Here is a 24,017-nt window from a genome sequence, read left to right on the forward strand (position 1 = left end):
GAACTGGGGGTGGCGGGCGGTGCCGTCGGGTCCGGTGGTGGTCCAGTCGAAGGTGCCGCCGTCGACGATCACGCCGGCGATGGCGGTGCCGTGGCCGCCGAGGTACTTGGTGGCCGAGTGCACGACGATGTCGGCGCCGTGCTCGAGCGGGCGCAGCAGGTAGGGGGTGGCGACGGTGTTGTCGACGATCAGCGGCAGGCCGTGCTCGTGGGCCACGGCGGAGATGCCGGGGATGTCGAGGAGGTGGTTCTTGGGGTTGGCGATGGTCTCGCCGTAGAAGGCGCGGGTGGTGGGGCGGACGGCGGCGCGCCACTGGTCGAGGTCGTCGGGGTCGTCGACGAAGGTGACCTCGATGCCGAGGCGGGGCAGGGTGTAGTGCAGCAGGTTGTAGGTGCCGCCGTAGAGGTAGGGGCTGGCGACGAGGTGGTCGCCGGCGGCGGCGAGGTTGAGCAGGGCGTAGGTCTCGGCGGCCTGGCCGGAGGCGAGCAGCAGGGCGGCGACGCCGCCTTCGAGGGCGGCGATGCGTTGTTCGACCGCGTCCTGGGTGGGGTTCATGATGCGGGTGTAGATGTTGCCGGGTTCGCTCAGGCCGAACAGGGCGGCGGCGTGGTCGGTGCTGTCGAAGGTGTAGCTGGTGGTCTGGTAGATCGGCAGGGCGCGGGCGCGGGTGTCGCCGCCGGCGGGCTGTCCCGCGTGGATCTGCTTGGTCTCGAAGCTCCAGCCGTCTTCGCGCCGGGTGTTCTCGCTGTCGGTCATGATGTCCTTCTGGCCGTGGTCGGGAGGTCGGGGCGGCTAGGGGCGACAGCTCATGATCACAACCCTCATGACAAATACCTCCATCGGACCGGCTTGTCGTGCGGCGTGTCGCCGGACGACCGGGTCATCACCCGGAGCACCCCACCCTGGCCGGAGGGTTGCCGACCAGCAAGCCGGGGCTTCACGCTGGTACTCATGACCTGGCGCGAGTCTAGCGGCTCGACCGGATGCTTCGGTAGGCGACCCATACCCGCCGAGGGGAGGCGCCTGAGCAGGCGAAAGTTACCCGCCGGTAGCGCGGGGCCCGCTTGGCGGACCGGGTGGATAGCAGTACGCTCGTCTTGTTTGGATCGTGCTCCGCACGTGTGAGCACGCCATAAATGGTTCATTGAGCCGACCACGATCGCACCCACAAAGTGCGATCGACTTGGGACCAGGGACACTTCCTAGGAGGACGCGAAGCGCACATGTCCAAGATCAAGGTTGAAGGAACGGTCGTCGAACTCGACGGCGACGAGATGACCCGCATCATCTGGCAGTTCATCAAAGACAAGCTGATCCATCCCTATCTGGATGTGAATCTCGAGTACTACGACCTCGGCATCGAGCACCGCGATGCAACCGACGACCAGGTCACCATCGACGCAGCCAATGCCATCAAGAAGCACGGCGTCGGCGTCAAGTGCGCCACCATCACTCCCGACGAGGCCCGGGTCGAGGAGTTCGGCCTGAAGAAGATGTGGCGCTCGCCCAACGGCACGATCCGTAACATCCTGGGCGGCACCATCTTCCGTGCCCCGATCATCATCTCCAACGTGCCCCGCCTGGTGCCCGGCTGGACCAAGCCGGTCATCGTCGGCCGTCACGCGTTCGGTGACCAGTACCGCGCCACCGACTTCAAGGTCGACCGCCCGGGCACCGTCACCATCACCTTCACGCCCGAGGACGGCAGCGAGCCGATCCAGCACGAGGTGTGCCATATCCCCGAGGACGGCGGCGTCGTCATGGGGATGTACAACTACAAGAAGTCCATCCAGGACTTCGCGCGGGCCTCGCTGTCCTACGGGCTGCAGCAGAACTACCCGGTCTACCTCTCCACCAAGAACACGATCCTCAAGGCCTACGACGGCATGTTCAAGGACGAGTTCCAGCGGATCTTCGAGGAAGAGTTCAAGGCCGAGTTCGACGCCGCGGGCCTGACCTACGAGCACCGCCTCATCGACGACATGGTCGCCTCCTCGCTCAAGTGGGAGGGTGGCTACGTCTGGGCCTGCAAGAACTACGACGGCGACGTCCAGTCCGACACCGTCGCGCAGGGCTACGGTTCGCTGGGCCTGATGACCTCCGTGCTCATGACCCCGGACGGCAGGACCGTCGAGGCCGAGGCCGCGCACGGTACCGTCACCCGGCACTTCCGGCAGCATCAGGCGGGCAAGCCGACGTCGACCAACCCGATCGCGTCGATCTTCGCCTGGACCCGTGGCCTCGAGCACCGCGGCAAGCTCGACAACACCCCCGAGGTCATCGACTTCGCGCAGCAGCTCGAGGACGTCGTCATCAAGACCGTGGAAGCCGGCCAGATGACCAAGGACCTCGCCCTGCTCATCGGCCCCGAGCAGGCATGGCTGACCACCGAGGAGTTCCTCGCCGCGCTCGACGAGAACCTTCAGAAGGCCCGCGCCTGACGCACGGACCGCACACGACGGGACGCCCCAACCGGGGGCGTCCCGTCGTCGTTTCGAGTCCGGCCCGTCGGCTACCGTGACCGTCGTGCCTCACGTCATCACCACCGTCAACGTCAACGGCGTCCGTGCCGCCGCCGGCAAGGGCCTGCTCGCGTGGCTGGCCACCGCGCAGGCCGACATCGTGTGCCTGCAGGAGGTGCGCGCCACCGAGCAGCAGTTCCACGCGGCGATCGCGCCCGCCCTCGACGCCGGGTGGTACGTGGTGTCCGCCGAATCGGAGGCCAAGGGCCGTGCCGGGGTCGCGATCCTGTCGCGGCGCCCCGCCGACGCCTCGCACATCGGGTTCGACGAGGACGAGTTCGCGGCCTCCGGCCGGTACGTCGAGGCCGACTTCGGGGACGTGACCGTCGGCAGCCTGTACCTGCCCACCGGGGAGGCCGGCACCCCGAAGCAGGAGGAGAAGGAGCGGTTCATGGCGTCGTTCGCCACGCACCTGAACCACCGCGCCGCCGAGGCCGCGGCCGCGGCCCGGCACATGGTGGTGTGCGGGGACTGGAACATCGCCCACACCGAGCGCGACATCAAGAACTGGAAGGGCAACGTCAAGAAGTCCGGATTCCTGCCGAGCGAGCGTGCGTGGCTCGACACGGTGCTCGCCGACGGCCGCTGGGTCGACGTGGTGCGCGCCCTGCACCCGGACGTCGACGGCCCGTACTCGTGGTGGTCCTACCGGGGCAAGGCGTTCGACACCGACGCCGGCTGGCGGATCGACTACCACCTCGTGACGGCGGAACTGGCCGAGCGGGCGAAGGAGGCTCGCGTCGAGCGTGCCGCCACCTATGCCGAGCGGTGGTCGGACCACGCCCCGGTCACCGTGCAGTTCCGCTGATCCGGGCGGACCCGCCGATCGGAGCCGGTGGGAACCGACCTCCCGCGAGCGGCTCTCCGCGCACGTGAAAGTATCGACAACCATGGCGAGCACTGCAGAACAGAACACCACCGCGCCGACCGCCCGGCCCCGGGTGCTGTCGGGTATCCAGCCGACCTCCGACTCGTTCCACCTCGGGAACTTCCTCGGCGCGCTGCAACAGTGGGTTCCGCTGCAGGACGAGTTCGACGCCTACTACTTCATCCCCGATCTGCACGCGATCACCGTGCCGCAGGATCCGAAGGGGCTGCGCCGGCGCACCCTCCGCGCTGCCGCTCAGCTGCTCGCCGTCGGCATCGACCCGGACCGGTCGGTGCTGTTCGTCCAGAGCCAGGTGCCCGAGCACGCCGAGCTGGCGTGGGTTCTGAGCTGCATCACCGGGTTCGGCGAGGCCGGCCGGATGACGCAGTTCAAGGACAAGTCCGCCAAGGAGGGGACCGAGCACGCCAGCGTCGGCCTGTTCACCTACCCGGTGCTGATGGCGGCGGACATCCTGCTGTACCGGCCGCAGCGCGTGCCGGTGGGGGAGGATCAGCGCCAGCACCTCGAGCTGACCCGCGATCTCGCGCAGCGGTTCAACACCCGGTTCGGCAAGACGTTCGTCGTTCCCGAGCCGCAGATCATCAAGGGCACCGCCAAGATCTACGACCTGCAGAACCCCACGGCGAAGATGAGCAAGTCCGCGGCCACCCCGGCCGGCCTGATCAACCTGCTCGACGACCCGAAGGTGTCGGCGAAGAAGATCAAGTCGGCGGTGACGGACAACGAGCGCGAGATCCGCTTCGACCCCGAGAACAAGCCCGGCGTGAGCAACCTGCTCACCATCCAGGCCGCGCTGTCCGGCCGGCCGGTCGACGAACTCGTCGCCGGTTACGCGGGCAAGGGGTACGGCGACCTCAAGGCGGACACCGCGGAGGTGCTCACCGAGTTCGTCGTGCCGCTGCAGGCGAAGGTCGACGAGTACCTCGCCGACGAGGCGGAGCTGCTGCGCATCCTGTCGACCGGCGCCGACCAGGCCCGCGAGGTGGCTTCCCGGACACTCGGGCAGGTCTATGACAGGGTGGGATTCCTGCCCCGCAAGTAGCCGGGGCGTGCCCCCGGGTAGCCCGGGGCGTGCCCCGAAAGTAACCGGAGGCGTGCCCCGCACACAGCCCGGGGCGACGGAACGCGGAAGGAGCTGCCCACCGATGGCCGACGATTCCACCGAACCGTCGAAGCCGGGATTCGTCGAGCGGCAACGAGCGGCGCATCCGTCGCTCGACCACCTGGTGCGGGCCGGCCTGCGGTACCAGGAGCAGAAGGGCGACTACTACGCCGCGGGGATCACGTATTTCAGTGTGCTGTCCCTGATTCCCATCCTGATGCTGTCGTTCTCGGTGGCCGGTTTCGTGCTCGCGGGCCGGCCCGAGACCCTCGAGCAGCTGCAGACCGCGATCGCCCAGAACATCCCCGGGGAACTCGGCGCGACGGTGCAGGGCCTGGTGGACTCCGCGATCGCCTCCCGCAGCGCCGTCGGAACCGTGGGTCTGCTCACCGCCGCGTATGCGGGGATCGGCTGGATCACCAACCTGCGGGACGCGCTCACGGCGATGTGGGACCATCCGCATGTCAAGGACGGGTTCGTGCGCACCAAGGTCAACGACGCGCTGACCCTCCTCGGCCTGGGCCTCGCCATCGTGGCGTCGCTGGCCCTGTCGGCCGCGAGCAGCGGCCCCGTCATGGACTTCTTCGTCGGGGTGCTACGGCTCGAGAACGTGCCCGGCATCGGGGTGGCGCTGACGGTGACGACGATCGCCCTCGCCGTGTGCGCGACGTGGTTGCTGTTCACCTGGGTGATCGCCCGGCTGCCCCGGGAGCCCGTCACCTTCCGCAGCGCGATGCGGGCCGGCCTGCTCGCCGCCGTGGCGTTCGAGGTGTTCAAGCAGGTCGGCTCGATCTACCTCTCCCGGGTCACCAGCGGCCCCGCCGGGGTGGCGTTCGGCCCGATCCTCGGCGTGCTGGTGTTCGCGAATCTGACCGCCCGGATGGTGTTGTTCGCCACGGCCTGGGCGGCATCGTCCAAGGAGAATCTGGTCATGGCCCACGTGCCGCCCCCGGAGCTGGCTCGGATCACGCCGCGGGTGGAGGTGCACGAGGGTCCCGGCCTGCGCGGCGGTCTGGCGCTCGTCGGTGCCGGGGCACTCGGCGGGGTCCTGCTCAGCGAGCGCTCGCGTGCCATTCGTCGAGCTGTGCGAGCGCGGCTTCGGCGGTAGCGACCGCCTCGTCGCGGTCGACGCGGGCGAGCAGCAGCGTGCTCAGCGACAGCGACGCCAGCACCCGCACCCGGCGGGCCAGCGCCTCGTCGTCGGCGGCGGGGTCGAGCGCGCGCAGCGCGTGCCCGAACGCGGTGGTCAGTTCGGCGCGGTAGGCGGTGACGACCGCGCGGTGCGTCTCGTCGTGGGCGGCAAGGCCGGCGGTGCTGTTCAGCAGCAGGCAGCCGCGGCGCGGCGAGTCGTCCGGTAGGGCGGCCACGGTGCGGGCCAGTGCCCGGAAGTAGCGTGCCGCCGCATCGGGCGCGGTGGGCTCGTCGGTGAGGACGCGCAGCCGGGGTCGCACTACGCGGTCGAGGTAGTCGCGGACGGCGGCGTCGAACAATCCGCGCTTGCTGGTGAAGGCGTTGTAGAGGCTCGACCGGTTCAGCCCCGTCGCCCGCTCGAGCTCGGGGACGGAGGTGGCCTCGAATCCTTTGTCCCAGAACAGATCCCGTGCCCGTTCCACGACGTCGGCGGTGTCGAACTCCGGTGGCCGTCCCATGTTCCCTTCCGTTCCCCGTTGTGCAAAGACCGTTCCAGTATATATTGGAATGGTCAGTTCAATACTTCGGAGGCGCCCGGGGCACAGCTCCCGGCGGCTCGGCACGTGAGGAAGGTTCACGCCCTGTGACCTCGAGTACCCAGATCCAGCTGGTCCGACGCCCCGTCGGCTGGCCGACGCACGACGATTTCCGCACCGTGACGGTCGATCTCCCCGACCTCGCACCCAACCAGGTCCGCGTCGTCAACGAGTTCGTCTCGGTCGATCCCTACATGCGGGGGCGGATGAACGACGTCAAGTCCTACATCCCGCCGTTCGCGCTGGGGGAGACCATGACCGGCGGGGCGGTCGGCCGCGTCGTGGAGTCGACGTCGCCGGCCCACCCGGTCGACTCGGTCGTGCTGCACGACCTCGGCTGGCGCGACGTCGCGCAGGGCGACGCCGCCGCCTTCCGCGTGGTGGACGAGCTTCCGGGCGTCCCGAACTCCGCCTACCTCGGCATTCTCGGCCTGACGGGGCTGACCGCCTACGTCGGCTTGATGCACATCGCCCGCATGCAGCCGGGCGACACCGTCTTCGTCTCCGGGGCCGCAGGCGCCGTGGGCACCGCCGTCGGACAGATCGCCCGGCTCGAGGGTGCGGCCCGCGTGCTCGGCTCCGCCGGATCCGCGGACAAGGTCGCGATGCTCACCGAGCGCTACGGCTACGACGACGCGTTCGACTACAAGTCGGCGCCCGTGCGGCGCCGGCTCCGCCGTGCGGCACCCGACGGCATCGACGTGTACTTCGACAACGTCGGTGGCGACCACCTCGAGGCCGCGCTCGACGTCCTGCGCGACGGTGGCCGGGCCGCCCTGTGCGGCGCGATCGCCCTGTACAACAACACCGAGCGCACGCCCGGACCGGACAACATGGCCAACATCATCACCCGCGGCCTGACCCTCCAGGGTTTCACCCTCGGCCACTACACCCACCTCTTCCCCGAATTCGCGGCGAAGATGGGGCCGTGGCTCGCCGCCGGCGACGTGGTGTTCGACGAGACGATCGTCGACGGCATCGGCAACTCGGTGGACGCCTTCCTCGACCTCATGCGCGGGCGCAACGTCGGCAAGATGCTCGTCCGTATCGCCTGACGTCCGGGACCGGAACGGCCGGCGTCGCGCAGCGGAAGATTCACTGCAGTACCGGGCGGGCCCACACCCCCGGCCGTAGAGTCGGGCACATGAAAGCCGTCCAGTACACCGAGATCGGCTCCGAGCCGGTCGTTGTCGACATCCCCACTCCGGCGCCCGGGCCGGGCGAGATCCTGCTGAAGGTCACCGCGGCCGGGTTGTGCCACTCGGACATCTTCGTGATGGACATGCCGGCGGAGCAGTACATCTACGGTCTTCCCCTCACCCTCGGCCACGAGGGTGTCGGCACCGTCGCCGAACTCGGCGAGGGCGTCACGGGATTCGGGGTGGGGGACGCCGTCGCCGTATACGGGCCGTGGGGCTGCGGTGCGTGCCACGCGTGCGCACGCGGCCGGGAGAACTACTGCACCCGCGCCGCGGACCTGGGCATCACCCCACCCGGCCTCGGCTCGCCCGGGTCGATGGCCGAGTACATGATCGTCGATTCGGCGCGCCACCTCGTCCCGATCGGAGACCTCGACCCGGTCGCCGCGGTGCCGCTCACCGACGCCGGCCTGACGCCGTACCACGCGATCTCCCGGGTTCTGCCGCTGCTGGGACCCGGCTCGACGGCGGTCGTCATCGGGGTCGGCGGGCTCGGCCACGTCGGTATCCAGATCCTGCGCGCCGTCAGCGCGGCCCGCGTGATCGCCGTCGATCTCGACGACGACCGCCTCGCCCTCGCCCGCGAGGTCGGCGCCGACGCGGCGGTGAAGTCGGGCGCCGGGGCGGCGGACGCGATCCGGGAACTGACCGGCGGTCAGGGTGCGACGGCGGTGTTCGACTTCGTCGGGGCCCAGTCGACGATCGACACGGCGCAGCAGGTGGTCGCGGTCGACGGGCACATCTCGGTCGTCGGCATCCACGCCGGCGCACACGCCAAGGTCGGGTTCTTCATGATCCCGTTCGGCGCCTCCGTCGTGACCCCGTACTGGGGCACCCGGTCGGAACTGATGGAGGTCGTGGCGCTGGCCCGCGCGGGCCGGCTGGACATCCACACGGAGAAGTTCACCCTCGACGAGGGGCCGGCGGCGTACCGGCGGCTGCGGGAGGGCAGCATTCGCGGCCGCGGCGTGGTGGTTCCCTGAAACGGGTGAAGGTGCCCGTCACCCGGTAGAACCGAGTGACGGGCACCTCCACCGTGGAGCAGAAGCAGATCAGCGGGCGAACAGCAACGCGCGCTTGACCTCCTGGATCGCCTTCGTCACCTGGATGCCACGGGGGCACGCGTCGGTGCAGTTGAAGGTGGTGCGGCAGCGCCACACGCCCTCGACATCGTTGAGGATGTCGAGGCGCTCGGCTGCGCCCTCGTCCCGGCTGTCGAAGATGAACCGGTGCGCGTTGACGATCGCGGCGGGGCCGAAGTAGCTGCCGTCGTTCCAGTACACCGGGCACGAGGTGGTGCAGCACGCGCACAGGATGCACTTGGTGGTGTCGTCGAAGCGGGCACGGTCGGCCTGCGACTGGATCCGCTCGCGGGTCGGCTCGTTGCCGGTGGCGATGAGGAACGGCTTCACCGCGCGGAACGCGTCGAAGAAGGGTTCCATGTCGACGACGAGGTCCTTCTCGACCGGCAGGCCGCGGATCGGCTCGACGGTGATGGTCACCGGCTTGCCGTCCTTGGGCAGCATGTCCTTCATCAGGATCTTGCAGGCGAGACGGTTGACGCCGTTGATCCGCATGGCGTCCGAGCCGCACACGCCGTGCGCGCAGCTGCGGCGGAACGTGAGGGTGCCGTCGAGGTAGCCCTTCACGTACAGCAGCAGGTTGAGCATGCGGTCCGACGGCAGCGCCGGAACCTGGAAGCTGTCCCAGTGCTGCCCCTTGCCGTCCTCGGGGTTGAACCGCGCGATCTTGAGGGTGACCATGGTGGCACCCTCGGGCACGGGAGGCAGGTTCGAGACGTCGGCTTCGTTCTTCTCGAGGGTTGTCATCAGTACTTCCGCTCCATCGGCTCGTAGCGGGTCTGCACCACCGGCTTGTAGGCCAGGCGGATGGGGGAGATCAGCTCCGTCCCCTCCTTGTAGGCCATGGTGTGCTTGAGGAAGTTCTCGTCGTCGCGCGTCGGGAAGTCCTCGCGGGCGTGGCCGCCGCGCGACTCCTTCCGGTTGAGCGCACCGGCGACGGTGACCTCGGCCATTTCGAGCAGGAAGCCCAGCTCGACGGCCTCGAGCAGGTCGCTGTTGTAGCGCTTGCCCTTGTCCTGGACGGTGATGTTCTTGTACCGCTCCTTCAGGGCGTGGATGTCCGCGAGCGCCTTGCTGAGCGTCTCCTCGGTGCGGAACACCGAGGCGTTGTTGTCCATGGACTGCTGCAGCTCGCTGCGGATGTCCGCCACGCGCTCCTTGCCACCGGCACCCAGGATCCGCTCGAGCCACTCCACGACGTTGCGGGCCGGGTCCTCCGGCAGGTCCACGTGGTCGTGGGTGTTCGCGTACTCGGCGGCGGCGATGCCGGCGCGGCGGCCGAACACGTTGATGTCGAGCAGCGAGTTGGTGCCGAGGCGGTTGGCGCCGTGGACGGAGACGCAGGCGCACTCGCCGGCGGCGTACAGGCCGGGGACCTCGTCCTCGTTGTTGCGCAGCACCTCACCGTTGATCTTGGTGGGGATGCCGCCCATCACGTAGTGGCAGGTCGGGTACACCGGCACGAGTTCGGTGACGGGGTCGACGCCGAGGTAGGTGCGGGCGAACTCGGTGATGTCCGGGAGCTTCTCCTCGAGGACGTCCTCACCGAGGTGGGTCACGTCGATGTAGACGTAGTCCTTGTTCGGGCCGGCGCCGCGGCCCTCGAGCACCTCGAGCACCATCGAGCGGGCGACGATGTCGCGGGGCGCGAGGTCCTTGATGGTGGGGGCGTAGCGCTCCATGAAGCGCTCGCCGTCGGCGTTGCGGAGGATGCCGCCCTCGCCGCGCACGGCCTCGGAGATCAGGATGCCCAAGCCCGCGAGTCCCGTCGGATGGAACTGGTGGAACTCCATGTCCTCGAGCGGCAGGCCCTTGCGGAAGATGATGCCCATGCCGTCACCGGTGAGGGTGTGCGCGTTGGACGTCGTCTTGTACATGCGGCCCGAGCCGCCGGTGGCGAACACGATCGACTTGGCATGGAAGATGTGGATCTCGCCGGTGGCGAGCTCGTACGCGATGACGCCGGTCGCGACGGGGCCTTCGGGGGTCTCCGTCAGCGCGATGTCGAGCGCGTAGAACTCGTTGAAGAACTCCACGTCGTGCTTGACGCAGTTCTGGTAGAGCGTCTGCAGGATCATATGGCCGGTGCGGTCGGCCGCGTAGCAGGCGCGACGCACCGGGGCCTTGCCGTGGTCACGGGTGTGGCCACCGAACCGGCGCTGATCGATCTTGCCCTCGGGCGTGCGGTTGAACGGAAGACCCATCTTCTCGAGGTCCAGCACCGCATCGATGGCCTCCTTGGCCATGATCTCCGCCGCGTCCTGGTCGACCAGGTAGTCGCCACCCTTGACGGTGTCGAAGGTGTGCCACTCCCAGTTGTCCTCCTCGACGTTCGCGAGGGCGGCACACATGCCGCCCTGAGCGGCGCCGGTGTGGCTGCGGGTGGGGTAGAGCTTGGTCAGAACTGCGGTGCGGGCGCGGGGGCCGGCCTCGATGGCCGCACGCATGCCGGCGCCGCCGGCGCCGACGATGACCACGTCATAACGATGTTCCTGCATGAAGTCGTAGCTCCCCTAGCTCGCAACGATGTTGGGGTCGAAGGTGAAGATCACATAGGTGCCCAGGCCCATGATCAGGATCATCGACACGACCAGGATCGTGTTGAGCCAGAATCGGGTCGAGTCCTTGCGGGAGTAGTCCGCGATGACCGTGCGCAGGCCGTTGCCGCCGTGCAACTGGGCGAGCCAGAGCATCGTCAGGTCCCAGAACTGCCAGAACGGGCTGGACCAGCGGCCGGCGACGAACGCGAAGTTGATGCGGTGCACGCCCTCGTCCAGCATCAGCATGATGAACAGGTGGCCGAGCACCAGGATGATCAGCGCGAGGCCGGACAGGCGCATGAACAACCAGGCGTAGAGCTCGAAGTTGTTCTTCGCGGCGCGGCGCGGGGAGCGCGGATTGTCGAGGCTGGCCGGGCGGTCGTACGCCGTGCCGAGAGTCTTGGCTTCAGTCATCTCAGTGCCCCGCAAACATGTTGTAGAAGATGCGACCGGCGGCCGGGATCATCACCACGAACCAGATCGCCAGGACCGTCCAGAGCATCACCCGCTGGTACTGCGGGCCCTTGGACCAGAAATCCACGAGCATCACGCGCAGGCCGTTGAGGGCGTGGTAGAGCACCATCGCCACCAACCCCAGCTCCATGAGACCGACGACGGGATTCTTGTAGGTCTCGATGACACTGTCATAGGTCTCGGGATTCACCCGGACGAGTGCCGTGTCCAGGACGTGGACGAAAAGGAAGAAGAATGTCGCCACGCCTGTGATCCGGTGCAGAACCCAGGACCACATGCCCGGGTCTCCCCGGTAAAGCGACCGTGTGCGCCCCGGTGCGGGAGCGGCTTCAGTCGTGCTGCTCATCGAGTGCTGTGCCTCCAACGTCAATGGTGGACGCGTCGAGCCTCTCCAGCCTCTGGGGGATTCCGCAGCACGGGCTCGACGTGAACCTGAACCGACTTGGACCGACTTTAGTCCTATCCGAAAGTCGGGAACTAATTCGAGTGGCGGTTCGTACGGCCTCCAAATGACAACTTAGGTTTGCCTTTCCAACTGTGATCTGGCCTTGCCGGGCCGGTGAACCGTGGAATCGGCCACCGTGACAGGATGGGGAACCATGCCGGACGTAGACTGGAAAACCTTGCGCGCCAAAGCACATGAGGTGATGGGCCGCGCGTACGCGCCCTACTCCCGATTCCCGGTGGGGGCCGCGGCACTGGTGGACGACGGACGGATCGTCGTCGGATGCAATGTGGAAAATGTCTCACACGGAGTGGGTCTGTGCGCCGAATGTGTACTGGTCGGTAACTTGATTTCCGGTGGTGGCGGGCGTTTGCGGGCCGTCGCCGTCTGCGATGCCCGCGGGGCCGTCCTGAGCCCGTGCGGACGCTGCCGGCAGATCCTCCTCGAACACGGCGGCCCCGACCTCGAGATCGACACGCGCCGCGGTCCGCGCACCATCGCCGAACTGCTGCCCGACGCGTTCGGCCCTGGTGACCTGGACGCGGTGCGCGAGGCGGGAGGTGCCGACCGTGCTTGACGCCCTGTCCATCATCACCCGCAAACGGGACGGCAAGGAGCTCAGCGGAGCCGAGATCGACTGGATCATCGAGGCGTTCACGCGCGGTGTCGTCGCCGACGAGCAGATGGCCGCCCTCGCGATGGCCGTCTACTTCCGGGGCCTGACGCGCGCCGAGACGGCCCGCTGGACCACCGCCATGATCGACTCGGGCCGGCGGCTGGACTTCACCGGCCTGGGCCTGCCCACCGTCGACAAGCACTCCACCGGCGGTGTGGGCGACAAGATCACCCTTCCGCTGGCCCCGCTCGTCGCCGCCTGCGGCGTCGTCGTGCCGCAACTCTCCGGCCGCGGACTCGGCCACACCGGCGGCACCCTCGACAAGCTCGAATCGATCCCGGGCTGGCGCGCCGAGCTGAGCATCGCGGAGATCGCCGAGATCCTTGCCGACCCGGCGGTCGGCGCCGTCGTCTGCGCGGCCGGCGCCGACCTCGCCCCGGCCGACCGCCGGCTCTACGCCCTGCGCGACGTCACCGGCACCGTCGAGTCCATCCCCCTGATCGCCAGCTCGATCATGAGCAAGAAGATCGCCGAGGGCACCGGCGCCCTGGTCCTCGACGTCAAGGTCGGCTCCGGGGCCTTCATGAAGGACCTCGGCGACGCCCGCGAACTCGCCCGCACCATGGTCGAGCTGGGCGAGGACGAAGGGCTGCACACCGTCGCGCTCCTCACCCGGATGGACGTCCCGCTCGGCCGGACCGCGGGCAATGCCCTCGAGGTACGCGAGGCCGTCGAGGTACTCGCCGGCGACGGCCCGCCCGACGTGGTCGAGCTGACCCTCGCCCTCGCCCGCGAGATGCTCGCCGCCGTCGGCCGGGACGACGTCGACCCCGCGGACCGGTTGCGCGACGGCACCGCCATGGACCGGTGGCGCGCGATGATCGCCGCGCAGGGCGGCAACCCCGATGCGCCGCTGCCGGTCGCCCGGCACACCGAGGTGCTGCGCGCGCCCGGCGACGGTGTGCTCGCCGAGCTCGACGCGATGGCGGTGGGTGTGGCCGCGTGGCGGCTCGGCGCCGGCCGCGAACGGCAGGGTGAACCTGTACAGGCCGCGGCGGGGATCGAGCTGCACGTCAAGCCGGGGGACCGGGTCCGTGCCGGGGACGTGATCGCCACCCTGCACACCGACACCCCGGCGAAGTTCCCCGCCGCGATGGCGACGCTCGGTGAGGGCGTGCACATCTCCGACTCCGCGCCGGCGACACGGCCGCTCGTCGTCGAGCGGATCACCGCCTAGCCGACTACCGTCGGGGCATGACGGAGCCGGCGACGACGACACTGACCGAATCCGCGCTGCGGACCGCGCCGAAAGTGCTTCTGCACGACCACCTCGACGGCGGTCTGCGGCCGGGAACCGTACTCGAGCTGGCCGATGCCTGCGGGTACCGGCTGCCGGCCGGCACGGAACCCGAGCTGGCACGCTGGTTCCGGGACTCGGCCGACAGCGGCTCGCTCGAGCGGTACCTCGAAACGTTCGCGCACACCGTGGCCGTCATGCAGACCCCGGACGGCCTCGAGCGGGTCGCCCGCGAATGCGTGCTCGACCTCGCCGCCGACGGCGTCGTCTACGCCGAGGTCCGCTTCGCCCCCGAGCAGCATCTCGAGCGGGGGCTGGACCTGGACTCCGTGGTCGAGCACGTGCTCGAGGGGTTCCGGTCGGGGGAGTCCGCGGTGGAGGCCTCCGGCGCCCAGCCGATCCGGGTGCGGCTACTGCTCACCGCGATGCGGCACGCGGCCCGATCCCGGGAGATCGCCGAACTGGCGGTGCGGTTCCGCGACCGCGGCGTCGTGGGGTTCGACATCGCCGGCGCCGAGGCCGGCTACCCACCGAGCCGGCACCTCGACGCCTTCGAGTACATGCGCGCCGCCAACGCGCACTTCACGATCCACGCGGGGGAGGCGTTCGGGCTGCCGTCCATCCACGAGGCCATCGCGTTCTGCGGCACCGACCGCCTCGGCCACGGCGTGCGCATCGTCGACGACATCACCGTCGCCGCGGACGGTACCGCCACCCTCGGCCTGCTGGCGAACTACGTGCGCGACAAGCGGATACCGCTCGAGCTGTGCCCGAGTTCGAACGTGCAGACCGGCGCCGTCGACACCCTCGAGCGGCATCCGTTCGACCTGCTGGCGCGCCTGCGGTTCCGGGTCACCGTCAACACCGACAACCGTCTGATGAGCGACACGACGATGAGCAAGGAGATGATGCGGCTGGTCGAGACGTTCGGGTACGGGTGGTCCGACCTCGAGCGGTTCACGATCAACGCGATGAAGTCCGCGTTCCTGCCGTTCGACCAGCGGCTCGAGCTCATCGACGACGTGATCAAGCCCGGCTACGCCGTCCTGATCGGCTGACGGTACCCGCGGCGGACAGTACCGTCGGCGGACCTCACCTCGTAGGGTCGAGGTATGAGGGATCGCGTCCCGCCCTCGGCAACTCTCGGCGACGTGCTCTCCGCGCGCCGGCGGCGCCGGTTCGTCGGTCGTTCGGCCGAGCTCGAACTGGTACGTACCGCCCTCGACTCGCCCCGATCCCCGTTCTCGGTGCTGTACCTGTACGGGCCCGGAGGGATCGGTAAGACGAGCCTGCTCGACGAGGTGGCCGATCTCGCCGTGCGGGCGGGTTCGGTCCTCGTGCGTCTCGACGGGAGGGACCTCGTTCCCGCCCCGACCGCCGTGCTCGCCTCGTTGGCGGAGCACCTCGACGTGGACGCGGATCGAATCGCCACCGCCTCCGGGCAACGGCTGGTGATGGTGATCGACACGTACGAGGCACTCGCACCGATCGACGGCTGGATCCGCCGGGATCTGTTGCCGCGGTTGCCGGACAGTGCGGTGACGGTGATCGCGGGGCGGAGTCCACCGTCGCCGCAGTGGCGCTCGGACCTCGCATGGGGCGATCTGCTGCGGGTGGTGTCGTTGCGCAATCTCGCACCCCGGGAGAGCGTCGACTACCTGCGCGCCGCCGGGGTCCGGGACGATCTGCACGAACGCCTCTGCCGGGTGGCGCACGGCCATCCGCTGGCGCTGTCGTTGCTCGCCGACGCGGTGCTCCGCGGCGGAAGTGCCGACGCGGATCCGCTGAGTCCCGACCTCGTGGGGACGCTGCTGCGCCGATTCGTCGACGAGGAACCGGGCACCGTGCATCGTCGGGCCCTGGAAGTGTGTGCACTCGCCCGCGTGACCACCGAATCGCTCCTGCGGGACGCGCTGGGCACGGACGACGACCGCGCCCACGACGCGTTCCGGTGGCTTCGGGGCCTGTCGTTCGTCGAGATCGGGGCCGACGGCCTCCATCCCCACGACCTGGCCCGCGACGTCATCGACGCCGACCTGTGGTGGCGGGACGCCGACAGCTATGCCGACGTCTTCCGCCGAGTGTGGCGGCACATCCACCGGACCCTCGACTCGGCGACCGGCCGACGGCAACAGCAGGCGATCTTCGACCTCAAGTTCGTGTTCCGCAACCTCGCCGGCGTCCTCTCTCCGGTGCAGTGGGAGAGCTGGGGCCGGCACTATCCGGAACCCGCCACCGCCGGTGAGCACGCGGCAGTCGTCGCGCTGATCCGGACCGCGGAGGGAGAGGAGTCCGCCCGTCTCGCGCGGTGGTGGCTCGACCGGCAACCGGACGGCTTCTTCGTTCTGCGTGGTCTGGACGGGACCGTCCGCGGAGTGATCGGGCTGCTGGATCTCACCCGCGCCTCCGCAGAGGACCGGGACGGCGACCCGGGCGCCGCGGCGGCATGGCGGGCCGCGCGGCGATGCACGCCGGTGCGCGAGGGCGACGTCGTCACCCAGACCCGATTCGTCGTGGACCGGGAGACGTACCAGGATCCCTCACCGACGCTCAACGCGGTCCCGATCCTCACGATGCAGCGATACCTCACCGGCCGGGGTCTCGCCTACGACGCGCTCGCCCTGGCCGAGCCGGACCGGTGGGACGACTACTTCGCCGTCGCCGACCTCCCGCGGGTCGACGGCGGCGACTTCGTCGTCGGTCCCCGCCGATTCGGCCTGTTCGCCCACGATTTCCGGCGCGTCCCGGTCGACGCCTGGCTCGAACGGGTGACGGAACGGGGGCTGGCCCGCGGTCCGTCGCCGTCCTTGCCCAGCGCACCCGTGCTGCTCGTACTCTCCCAACCCGAGTTCGCACAGTCGGTCAAGCAGGGCCTGCACGACCTGCGTCAGCACGCTCTGCTCGCCCGCAATCCGCTGCTGCGCACCCGGTTGCTCCACGACCGGGCCGGCTCCGGTGAACCCGACGTCGCGCTGCTCCAGCAGGTGCTGCGCGACGCGGTCGCCACCCTCGCCGACCATCCTCGCGACGACAAACTGCTGCGGGCCGTGGACCGGACGTATCTGCGGCCGGCGGCGACCCAGGAGTCGGCCGCGGCAGCGCTCGGACTGCCGTTCAGCACCTACCGGAGGCATCTGGCCGCAGGGATGGAGCGGATCGTGTCGTGGCTGTGGGACCAGGAGGTGTACGGCCGCCGGCAGTGAGCACAACCGAGCACCGAACGGACTGGTGACCGAGCAGATTCCGGGCGCATGCTTCTCGCACTCGAACGAGGAGGTGCCGGAAATGGTGACACGTATCGGTGATCGCGCCGTGGTTCTCGGCGCGGGAACGGCCGGTCTTCTTGCCGCGCGGGTGTTGTCGGATGCGTACTCGGACGTGGTGGTGATCGATCACGACAGACTGCCGGACGGTGCCGCGGCGCGGCGCTGCGTACCGCAGGGGCGGCACATCCATGTGCTGGTGGCCGGCGGGATGCGCGCCATGGAGGAACTGCTGCCCGGGCTCACCGCCGATCTCGTCGGCGACGGTGCACCGATGGTGGACCAGTGCGGCGACGTGCGCTGGTATCTCGGTGGCCACCGCCTCCGCCAGGCGGAGAGCGACCTGACGGCCGTGAGCGCGAGCAGGCCGGATCTCGAACATCGGGTGCGGTCCCGCGTCGCCGCACTTCCCGGAGTGCGGATCGTCGACCGTTGCGACGCGCTGGGATTGACCGTGAGCCGGGACGGTCGAAAGGTCACCGGCGTGCGCGTGCTCCGCAGGGCGGACGGCAGCGTCGAAGAGATTCTCGGCGCCGACCTCGTCGTCGACGCCACCGGCCGCGCCTCGCGAACCCCGGCGTGGCTCGAGCGGCTCGGGTACCACCCGCCCGAGCGGGAGGAGGTGCGCGTCGACCTCACGTACGTCACGCGCACCTACGTCTCCGATCCGGCACTCATGGGCGGCGACCTGGGGATTCTGCTCGCACCGTCGCCGCCGTACCCGCGCGGTGCCGCCATCCAGACGATCGAGAACGGTCGCTGCCTCGTGACGGCGGTGGGCATGCTCGGTCACCGGCCCCCGTCCTCGCCGGACGGCTGGGTGGACTTCCTGCGGTCCCTGCCCCGCCCGGACGTGTACGACGCCATCCGGGACGCCGAGCCGCTCGACGCACCCCGGTCGTACCACTTTCCGGCGAGTCGACGGCAGCGCTACGAACGGTGCCGGCGCCTGCCGGAGGGACTGCTGGTGACCGGCGACGCCGCCTGCAGCTTCAACCCGATCTACGCGCAGGGAATGAGCGTCGCGGCGTTCGAAGCCGGGCTGCTCGCCGAACACCTGAAGGGCGGCCGGGAGCCGGACCCGCATCGATGGTTCCGGGATATGGCGAAGGTCGTCGACGTGCCCTGGGACATGGCGACCGGCGGCGACCTCGCCTGGCCGCAGGTCGAGGGCCGGCGCAGCGCGAAAGTGCGCCTGGCCAACCGTTACCTGCCGCTCGTCCACGCCGCCGCCGCGCAGGATCCCGAGGTGGTGCGCGCATTCTTCCGCGTCGCGGCGATGGTGGACCCGCCCGGGACGCTGTTCGCCCCGCCGGTGCTCGGGCGGGTGCTCCGCCGGACGATCAGTGCTTGTGCAGCCGGGCCTCGAACTCCCGCTCGAGAGCCCGCCATGCCTCGGCCTCCGCGGTGAACGGGGCGCTGGGCGCGAGCCGCGTCGGATCCGGCTCGAGCACGTAGTTGACGAACCAGCCCAGCTCCGTCGACCCGGCCAGCGTGGCGTCGGTGCTGTCGTCCTCGGCGTAGTTCGCGGCGTCGGTGAACAGTTCGACCGCCAGATCCAGCTGGTCGGCGTCCACCGCCTCCGTACCGTGCTCGATGTCGTCCGCGATCCCGGGCAGCACGTACACGTTCTCGTCCGTCACCTCGACCTCGAGGGAACCGTCCGTCGCCGCGTGCCGGATGTCGTCGTAGGTGCTGAGCGCCGCCAGATCGTGGTCGTGGTGGTCGGCCAGGTAACGCGCCAGCGCCCGCTCGGTGGGGAACACGAGGATCGTCCCGTCGCGGCCGAGGAACAGCGCGTCGTCGTCGAGGTAGCAGCGCAGGGTGAACCACGTGCCGTCGGAGGCGATGATCTTGACCGGGTCGATGCCGACCGCCGTCCAGAAGCTCGTGTCCTCGTTCTCGTCCCCGTCGACGAACTCGTACTCCTCGTCCTCCGCCTCCTCGGCGGCGTCCTCGGCCTCGACGATGTTCTCCTCGGCCGCGACGAGTTCCGCCTCGGCCTCGGCGACGAGCTCGGCATCGACCGCGGGGGACTTCACGACGGCGTCGAGCGCGTCGATCACCTTGTCCCAGTCCTCGGCGACGGCGGAGCCGACCCGGTTCCACAGCTCGCCGCCCTCGCGGCCCTCGAACGCCGCGACACCGTGGCTCAGCAGCGCCTCGATCTCCGCCCGTTCGAAGAACTTCGTCACCGACTCGAGCTCGCACACGTCGCCGAGGACGGAGACGATGTCGAACGTGTTCTGCAGTTCGGCGACGGACTCCGGATCCGCGTCGTCCGCCACCAGTTCCGGCACGCCGATCAGGTCGTACGAACGGCTCTCGTCCGGCTCGAACTCCTCCGCGGCGAGTTTCGAGACCACCGGCCAGGCCGGATGCTCGACGAGGTCGTTGTCGGCGCCGGAGCGGACGAACGCGACGAGCTCGGCCACCACACCGAACGCGTACAGATCGTCACCGTGGCCGAGGAACGCCTCCCATTCGTCGTCGCCCTCGCGCCACCGCGGCGCCCACAGGGTCACGACGTCGCCGTCGGTGAGACCGAGCTCGATCGGGACGATGTCTCCAGCCATGGTCGCCAAGCCTAGCCATGTCCCGGCCGAAGACATAGCTGGGCGCCGATGAGACGACCGTCACCCGAGCGCACCGCGGAGCTCCCCGAGCAGACGGGCTCGTTCGGCGGCGGCGGCCCGTGCCGCCTCGTGCGCCGTGGCCAGGATCGATGCCGCCACATCGCGCGCGCGGAGCCCGCCCAGCGCCTCGGCGAGCCACAGTCCGGTCAGGGCGCCGTTACTGTCCACCTCGGCCCGTACCAGGCCGTCCGGGCTCGTCGCGGCGCCCGACACCACGCCGAGGGCGGCCACGCAGTCCTGCAGGGCCCCGAGCCGCGTGCGCACACCTTCCACGATCTCCGTGATCCGCTGATCGTTCGCCGACATCGCGCTCACCACCCGGTCACCGACGGAGAGCCGGCCGTCCGGGCGTCGTCGCGGCGTGCGCGCTGCACGTCGTCGTGGGTGGGCAGGCCCAGCCGGTTCAGCAGTCCCTCCGGCATTCCCCTGCCCGCCAGCTCCTCTCGGTGCAGCGCGGCGGCCTCGAGTGTCGCGCGACGGCACAGCGACACGATCTGTTCGGCCAGTTGCGCTGCCCCGTAACGTAGTTCGCTCTGATCGATGTGCAGGTCGACGGGCAGGCCCTGTTCGGTGGTGCGTACCGAGACGGTGCCGGCCCGGTTCCGGGCGGTCGCCGTCGTGATGGTCGTCTCCGCGGTGTCCATACCGGGTTGGACGCGACGCCGCGTCCGTCGGTTCCCGGCCTGGCCGGTGGGCCCGCCGGTTCCCGGCCTAACCGGTGGGACGGAAGAAGCCCTGGAATCCCATCCCGCTGTTCGTGGTCCGGATCGGCGACAGCTGCACGGGATCGCCGGCCTCGACCATGAGGCCGTTACCGACGATCATCGCGACGTGCCCGTCCCACACCGCGAGGTCGCCGGGCTGCACCGCGCTCGCATCGACGGGAGTGCCGACGTCCTGCTCCTGCGCAAGGCGCGGAATCTGCACCCCGGCCTGCCCGTACGCCCACTGGGTCAGACCGCTGCAGTCGAGGCCCTGCCCCGGTGCGGTGCCACCCCACACATAGGGGGTGCCCTGCTGGGAGAGCGCGTGACGCACCGCCTCGGCCGCCGCCCGATTGGGTGCCACGGCAACGGTGCCGTCGGGCAGCCGCACCTCGGCGCCGTAGCCGCCGAAGGCCCGCAGCTCGCCGGCCGGTGAGCCGGCCGGATCGCCGGCCGTCGGTGCTGCCGGCGCGGGTTCCGACGGCATCAGCTCCGCCATCCTGGTCGTCTGCTCGGCGAGCGAAGCGGTGACCCGGGCCAGGACGTCGAGCCCGGCCGCGATGTGCTCGATCGCCGCGACCAGCAACATCATCTGCCCCTGCGGTAGCGCCGTCAGGGGAGCGGAGCGCTCGGCCAGCGCCGTGAACGATTCGATCAGCCGCGCGATCTCGGCTGCACCGGTCAGGACGACGGTGGTCGCGTCCGCCGCGACGTCGGCGATGGCCGTCCCCCGGTCGGCGGCGGCGACGAGGTCGGCGAGCGCGCGCTCGCCGCTGCGCACGGCCGTCTCCGCCGCGGCCCCCGCCCAGTCCCACGCGAGTTCGCCCAGCGCGGCCCGGCCCACCGAGTGCACGCCGTCGACCAGTTCGGCGCACGACCGCAGCACGGTGGCCGGGTCGGTGCCGACGGATCCGGAGCCGAACGCCGACAGCAGCTCGGCCAGGGGAGCGGTGAGCAGATCCGTCCCCGGCGCCGCGGTCACCGCGGGGTCCCGGCGGCGTTCAGCTGTGCCGACTGGGCTGCGACGACGCGTTCGTAGGCGGCCGCGGTGGCACCCGCGACCACGCCCATGGCGTCGAGGGTGTCACCGAGACGGGTCAGTTCCGCTCCGTGGGCGTGATGGGTGGCCGCGAACGCGGCGAGGAACTCGGCGCCGACCGGGCCGAACACCGTCCCGAGCGGTGCCGGATCGGCCGCGCGGGCGTCGTCGGCGACGTCGTGCAGCCGCCCGGCCAGGGCCGCGGCGGTGCGTCCGAACGCCGCGATCGTCTCGGGCCGGACGCGTACCACCTCGTGGTTGCCGCTGCCGGTGCCTGCGTCCATTCGGCCTGCTCCCCTCCGTGGAAACGGATCGTCCTTCCACCGCTTGGACGCAGCGGGCGGTGGGCCGGTTCCCTGCGGTCTCGCGATTTTGGACACCGGAGGGCGGATTTGTTCCCCGCCACGGCGTGTGGGACCGTGGAATCGAGCCTGCCTCACCGGGCTCCCGGACGAGGGGCGCCGTACCCGGTGTGCGACAAGACGGCCCGTCGGAGGCTGTGATGTCGTGGTTGGTTCTGGTGGTGTCCGGGGTGCTGGAGGCGGTGTGGGCCACCGCGTTGGATCGGTCCAGGGGACTGAGCCGGCTCGGCCCGTCGGTGGTGTTCGTCGCGGCGTTGGTCGCGAGCATGGCGGGACTGGCGTATGCGATGGGCCGGCTGCCGGTGGGGACGTCCTACGCGGTGTGGGTGGGGATCGGTGCGGTGCTCACCGTGGCGTTCGCGATGGCCACGGGCGAAGAGACGGTGTCGGCGTCGAAGGTCCTGTTCCTGGGCATGATCGTCGGGGGCGTGATCGGCCTGAAGCTGGTGCACTGAACCCGCTCCGGCGGGACGCTGCAGCCCTCGGGCCGGCCGCGAGGAGCACCGGCCACCGGCACCGGGCGCACGAATCCGCGCACGGTAGTGGCGGATCGGGCGCTAGGGCATGCGCGTGCCGACGCCGTCGGGTCGTCGCGGCATGAGGAAGAAGACCAGCACCGCGACGACGAGCGGCAGCGCCGAGACGATCAGCATGGTGGTAGCGACGCCCTCGGTGAAGTCGACGCCGAGGGTCAGCCCGTGGGCGAGCTGCACGAGGTTGGGGTCGTACCCGGTGGGACCGCCGCCGTGGGACATCGCCATCGTGACGGCGTGCTCGGCCTGCTCCGCCTCCTGCGCCGAGAGGCCGCGAGTGTCGGCGTCCTCGAGCACTTCTCGCCGGTAAAACGTGTCGAGCAGCAGGATGTAGACGGTCGGGCCGAGCGCGTAGCCCATCATCCCGAACGCCGGCTGGACGGCGGCGACCGACCCGGTGTTGCCGGTCTCGGCCTGCGAGAGGATCGTGTCGGCGGTCGCGGTTCCGGCCACGAATCCGCCCAGATTGCTGGTCCACGTCGCCACGACGAGCGCCGCGACCGCCATCGTCGGGGCGACCGTCGCCGCCGTCACGAGCCCGCTCAGCACGACGATCAGCAGTCCGGTCACCAGCACCGGGCGCGCGGTGTGCGCGGCGATCATCCGGCCGGCGAGCACGCTCGCCGCGGCGATCAGGAGCGTGCCGGGAAGGTACAGCAGTCCGACGGCCTGCGAGGACATGCCCAGCACGTAGTCGCCGAGCTGGCCGAGCACTGTTCCCAGACCGGCCGCGAGCAGGTTCACGGTCACGACCGCGAGCACCGCGAGGAAGAAGGCGCGGCGCCCGAACAGCGACAGGTTCAGGGCGGGATCCGGCGTCCTTCGTTCGTGCCACACGAACGTCGCGGCGGCGGCGACGCCGACGCTCAGGGGCACCCAGGCGCGTGGTTCGGTGAGTCCGTCGGGCACCGCTCCGATCCCCGCCACCAGGCCGAGCAGAGCCACTCCGAACAGACTCACACCGAGGACGTCGACTCCGCCCGCGGCCCGGCGCGGTGGTTCGTCGACGAACCGGACGATCAGCGCCAGCGCGATCAGCGCGAGCGGCGGGGTGACGAGGAACAGCGATCGCCAGCCGAACGTCTCCACGACCCACCCGCCGACCGCCGGAGTGATGCCGTACAGGACCATGTCGACGGCCATGAGGATGCCGAGAGCCGTCGACCGCAGTTCGGCCGGGACGGAGGCGGTGACGAGCGCCAGCGACAGTCCCAGCAGCGCGGTCAGCGCCAGGCCGTCCAGGAAGCGCGTCAGCAGCAGCACCGGATAGTTCGGCGCCATCGACGACAGCAGTCCGACGGCGATGTTGGCGACGAGGGCCCACACGAGCATGCGTGCGAGCCCGAACCGGTCGCCGAGTGTGCCGACCGCGAGGACGGATGCGGCCACCATGAGGGTGGAGGCGGCGGCGAGCATCCCGATCCGGTCGGCGGGAACGTCGAGACCCCGGCCCACGGTGGACAGGTTGAGGGTCAGCATCAGCGGGTCGACGGCCGCGATCGCGTAGGCGATCGCGGGTCCGAGAACGGTCAGGAGGATCCGGCCGGTGAGGCGTGGCGCCGCCGCGGCGCGTTCGGCCATCTCGCA

Annotated in this window: 24 protein-coding genes and 2 riboswitches; of the genes, 12 read left to right on the forward strand and 12 right to left on the reverse strand. The window is 70.0% G+C overall.

What is annotated here, in order from left to right; all coding sequences use genetic code 11:
* Positions 1–756: PLP-dependent transferase (locus tag G6038_RS00005; protein WP_206024046.1), on the reverse strand; the 756-nt coding region annotated here is incomplete at its 3' end.
* A gap of 85 nt (positions 757–841) precedes the next feature.
* Positions 842–957, reverse strand: a riboswitch (SAM riboswitch).
* Between the two features lie 266 nt (positions 958–1,223).
* Here G6038_RS00005 and G6038_RS00010 point away from each other — a divergent pair.
* From G6038_RS00010 to yhjD, 4 genes are all read left to right on the forward strand, one after another.
* Positions 1,224–2,441: an NADP-dependent isocitrate dehydrogenase gene (locus tag G6038_RS00010; RefSeq protein ID WP_165035299.1), complete on the forward strand. Its 1,218-nt coding sequence runs from the start codon at positions 1,224–1,226 to the stop codon at positions 2,439–2,441.
* Between the two features lie 85 nt (positions 2,442–2,526).
* The gene (locus G6038_RS00015) at positions 2,527–3,330 is read left to right on the forward strand and encodes an exodeoxyribonuclease III (protein ID WP_346772704.1); all 804 of its coding nucleotides are present in this window, start codon (positions 2,527–2,529) and stop codon (positions 3,328–3,330) included.
* Positions 3,331–3,412: 82 nt separating this feature from the next.
* Complete coding sequence (gene trpS / locus G6038_RS00020) at positions 3,413–4,453, forward strand: tryptophan--tRNA ligase (RefSeq protein ID WP_165035301.1); 1,041 nt, start codon at positions 3,413–3,415, stop codon at positions 4,451–4,453.
* Between the two features lie 103 nt (positions 4,454–4,556).
* Positions 4,557–5,621, forward strand: a complete 1,065-nt coding sequence (gene yhjD / locus G6038_RS00025) for an inner membrane protein YhjD (RefSeq protein WP_165035302.1) — start codon at positions 4,557–4,559, stop codon at positions 5,619–5,621.
* On the opposite strand, the gene G6038_RS00030 is transcribed toward yhjD, so the two are convergent.
* Positions 5,566–6,162 carry a TetR/AcrR family transcriptional regulator gene (locus tag G6038_RS00030; protein WP_165035303.1) on the reverse strand — a complete coding sequence of 199 codons (597 nt, stop codon included), beginning with the start codon at positions 6,160–6,162 and terminating at the stop codon, positions 5,566–5,568. The two genes, yhjD and G6038_RS00030, sit on opposite strands and share 56 nt — an antisense overlap.
* Before the next feature lie 125 nt (positions 6,163–6,287).
* Between G6038_RS00030 and G6038_RS00035 the strand changes: the two genes are divergently transcribed.
* The gene (locus tag G6038_RS00035; protein WP_165035304.1) at positions 6,288–7,295 is read left to right on the forward strand and encodes an NADP-dependent oxidoreductase; all 1,008 of its coding nucleotides are present in this window, start codon (positions 6,288–6,290) and stop codon (positions 7,293–7,295) included.
* An 89-nt stretch (positions 7,296–7,384) separates the two neighbouring features.
* Positions 7,385–8,422, forward strand: coding sequence for an NAD(P)-dependent alcohol dehydrogenase (locus tag G6038_RS00040; RefSeq protein ID WP_165035305.1), 1,038 nt, complete (start codon positions 7,385–7,387; stop codon positions 8,420–8,422).
* 69 nt (positions 8,423–8,491) lie between these two features.
* On the opposite strand, the gene G6038_RS00045 is transcribed toward G6038_RS00040, so the two are convergent.
* From G6038_RS00045 to sdhC, 4 genes are read right to left on the reverse strand one after another with little or no spacing between them, the layout of a single operon-like run.
* Positions 8,492–9,268 carry a succinate dehydrogenase iron-sulfur subunit gene (locus G6038_RS00045; protein ID WP_003935736.1) on the reverse strand — a complete coding sequence of 259 codons (777 nt, stop codon included), beginning with the start codon at positions 9,266–9,268 and terminating at the stop codon, positions 8,492–8,494.
* Positions 9,268–11,019 (reverse strand): succinate dehydrogenase flavoprotein subunit, encoded by a 1,752-nt coding sequence (sdhA, locus tag G6038_RS00050; RefSeq protein ID WP_165035306.1) that lies wholly within the window; start codon positions 11,017–11,019, stop codon positions 9,268–9,270. Before sdhA ends, G6038_RS00045 begins: the two co-directional genes overlap by 1 nt.
* A 15-nt stretch (positions 11,020–11,034) precedes the next feature.
* On the reverse strand, positions 11,035–11,475 hold the full coding sequence (locus tag G6038_RS00055) for a succinate dehydrogenase hydrophobic membrane anchor subunit (RefSeq protein WP_029544728.1): 441 nt from the start codon (positions 11,473–11,475) through the stop codon (positions 11,035–11,037).
* A 1-nt stretch (position 11,476) separates the two neighbouring features.
* A complete protein-coding gene (gene sdhC, locus G6038_RS00060) occupies positions 11,477–11,881 on the reverse strand; it encodes a succinate dehydrogenase, cytochrome b556 subunit (RefSeq protein ID WP_072786530.1) in 405 nt (134 codons plus the stop codon).
* 253 nt (positions 11,882–12,134) lie between these two features.
* Here sdhC and G6038_RS00065 point away from each other — a divergent pair, with 253 nt between their 5' ends.
* The 5 genes from G6038_RS00065 (at position 12,135) to G6038_RS00085 (ending at position 18,567) form a co-directional block, all read left to right on the forward strand.
* Positions 12,135–12,557, forward strand: a complete 423-nt coding sequence (locus tag G6038_RS00065; protein ID WP_165035482.1) for a cytidine deaminase — start codon at positions 12,135–12,137, stop codon at positions 12,555–12,557.
* Positions 12,550–13,833, forward strand: coding sequence for a thymidine phosphorylase (locus G6038_RS00070; protein WP_165035307.1), 1,284 nt, complete (start codon positions 12,550–12,552; stop codon positions 13,831–13,833). The genes G6038_RS00065 and G6038_RS00070 overlap by 8 nt, the downstream gene beginning before the upstream one ends.
* Before the next feature lie 17 nt (positions 13,834–13,850).
* The gene (locus G6038_RS00075; RefSeq protein ID WP_100057605.1) at positions 13,851–14,951 is read left to right on the forward strand and encodes an adenosine deaminase; all 1,101 of its coding nucleotides are present in this window, start codon (positions 13,851–13,853) and stop codon (positions 14,949–14,951) included.
* Positions 14,952–15,005: 54 nt separating this feature from the next.
* On the forward strand, positions 15,006–17,096 hold the full coding sequence (locus tag G6038_RS00080) for an ATP-binding protein (protein ID WP_165035308.1): 2,091 nt from the start codon (positions 15,006–15,008) through the stop codon (positions 17,094–17,096).
* A gap of 82 nt (positions 17,097–17,178) precedes the next feature.
* Positions 17,179–18,567: an FAD-binding protein gene (locus G6038_RS00085; RefSeq protein WP_206024047.1), complete on the forward strand. Its 1,389-nt coding sequence runs from the start codon at positions 17,179–17,181 to the stop codon at positions 18,565–18,567.
* Here the strand turns inward: G6038_RS00085 and G6038_RS00090 are convergent.
* The 5 genes from G6038_RS00090 to G6038_RS00110 all read right to left on the reverse strand — a co-directional run bounded on the left by G6038_RS00090 (position 18,500) and on the right by G6038_RS00110 (position 21,819).
* Positions 18,500–19,732, reverse strand: coding sequence for a primosomal protein (locus G6038_RS00090; RefSeq protein ID WP_165035310.1), 1,233 nt, complete (start codon positions 19,730–19,732; stop codon positions 18,500–18,502). The genes G6038_RS00085 and G6038_RS00090 overlap by 68 nt on opposite strands.
* A gap of 60 nt (positions 19,733–19,792) precedes the next feature.
* Complete coding sequence (locus G6038_RS00095) at positions 19,793–20,098, reverse strand: YbaB/EbfC family nucleoid-associated protein (protein WP_165035311.1); 306 nt, start codon at positions 20,096–20,098, stop codon at positions 19,793–19,795.
* A gap of 5 nt (positions 20,099–20,103) precedes the next feature.
* Complete coding sequence (locus G6038_RS00100; protein ID WP_165035312.1) at positions 20,104–20,436, reverse strand: hypothetical protein; 333 nt, start codon at positions 20,434–20,436, stop codon at positions 20,104–20,106.
* 67 nt (positions 20,437–20,503) lie between these two features.
* Positions 20,504–21,478, reverse strand: coding sequence for a C40 family peptidase (locus tag G6038_RS00105; RefSeq protein ID WP_165035313.1), 975 nt, complete (start codon positions 21,476–21,478; stop codon positions 20,504–20,506).
* Positions 21,475–21,819, reverse strand: coding sequence for a type VII secretion target (locus G6038_RS00110; RefSeq protein ID WP_165035314.1), 345 nt, complete (start codon positions 21,817–21,819; stop codon positions 21,475–21,477). Before G6038_RS00110 ends, G6038_RS00105 begins: the two co-directional genes overlap by 4 nt.
* Positions 21,820–21,959: 140 nt before the next feature.
* Positions 21,960–22,027, forward strand: a riboswitch (guanidine-III (ykkC-III) riboswitch).
* 10 nt (positions 22,028–22,037) lie between these two features.
* On the opposite strand from G6038_RS00110, the gene G6038_RS00115 reads away from it, so the two are divergent.
* The gene (locus G6038_RS00115) at positions 22,038–22,352 is read left to right on the forward strand and encodes an SMR family transporter (RefSeq protein ID WP_165035315.1); all 315 of its coding nucleotides are present in this window, start codon (positions 22,038–22,040) and stop codon (positions 22,350–22,352) included.
* A gap of 102 nt (positions 22,353–22,454) precedes the next feature.
* Here the strand turns inward: G6038_RS00115 and G6038_RS00120 are convergent, their stop codons facing one another.
* Positions 22,455–24,011, reverse strand: a complete 1,557-nt coding sequence (locus tag G6038_RS00120; RefSeq protein WP_165035316.1) for an MFS transporter — start codon at positions 24,009–24,011, stop codon at positions 22,455–22,457.
* Between the last annotated feature and the right edge of the window lie 6 nt (positions 24,012–24,017).

The organism is Rhodococcus sp. 14C212 (assembly GCF_011058195.1).
Lineage (GTDB): Bacteria > Actinomycetota > Actinomycetes > Mycobacteriales > Mycobacteriaceae > Rhodococcus > Rhodococcus aetherivorans.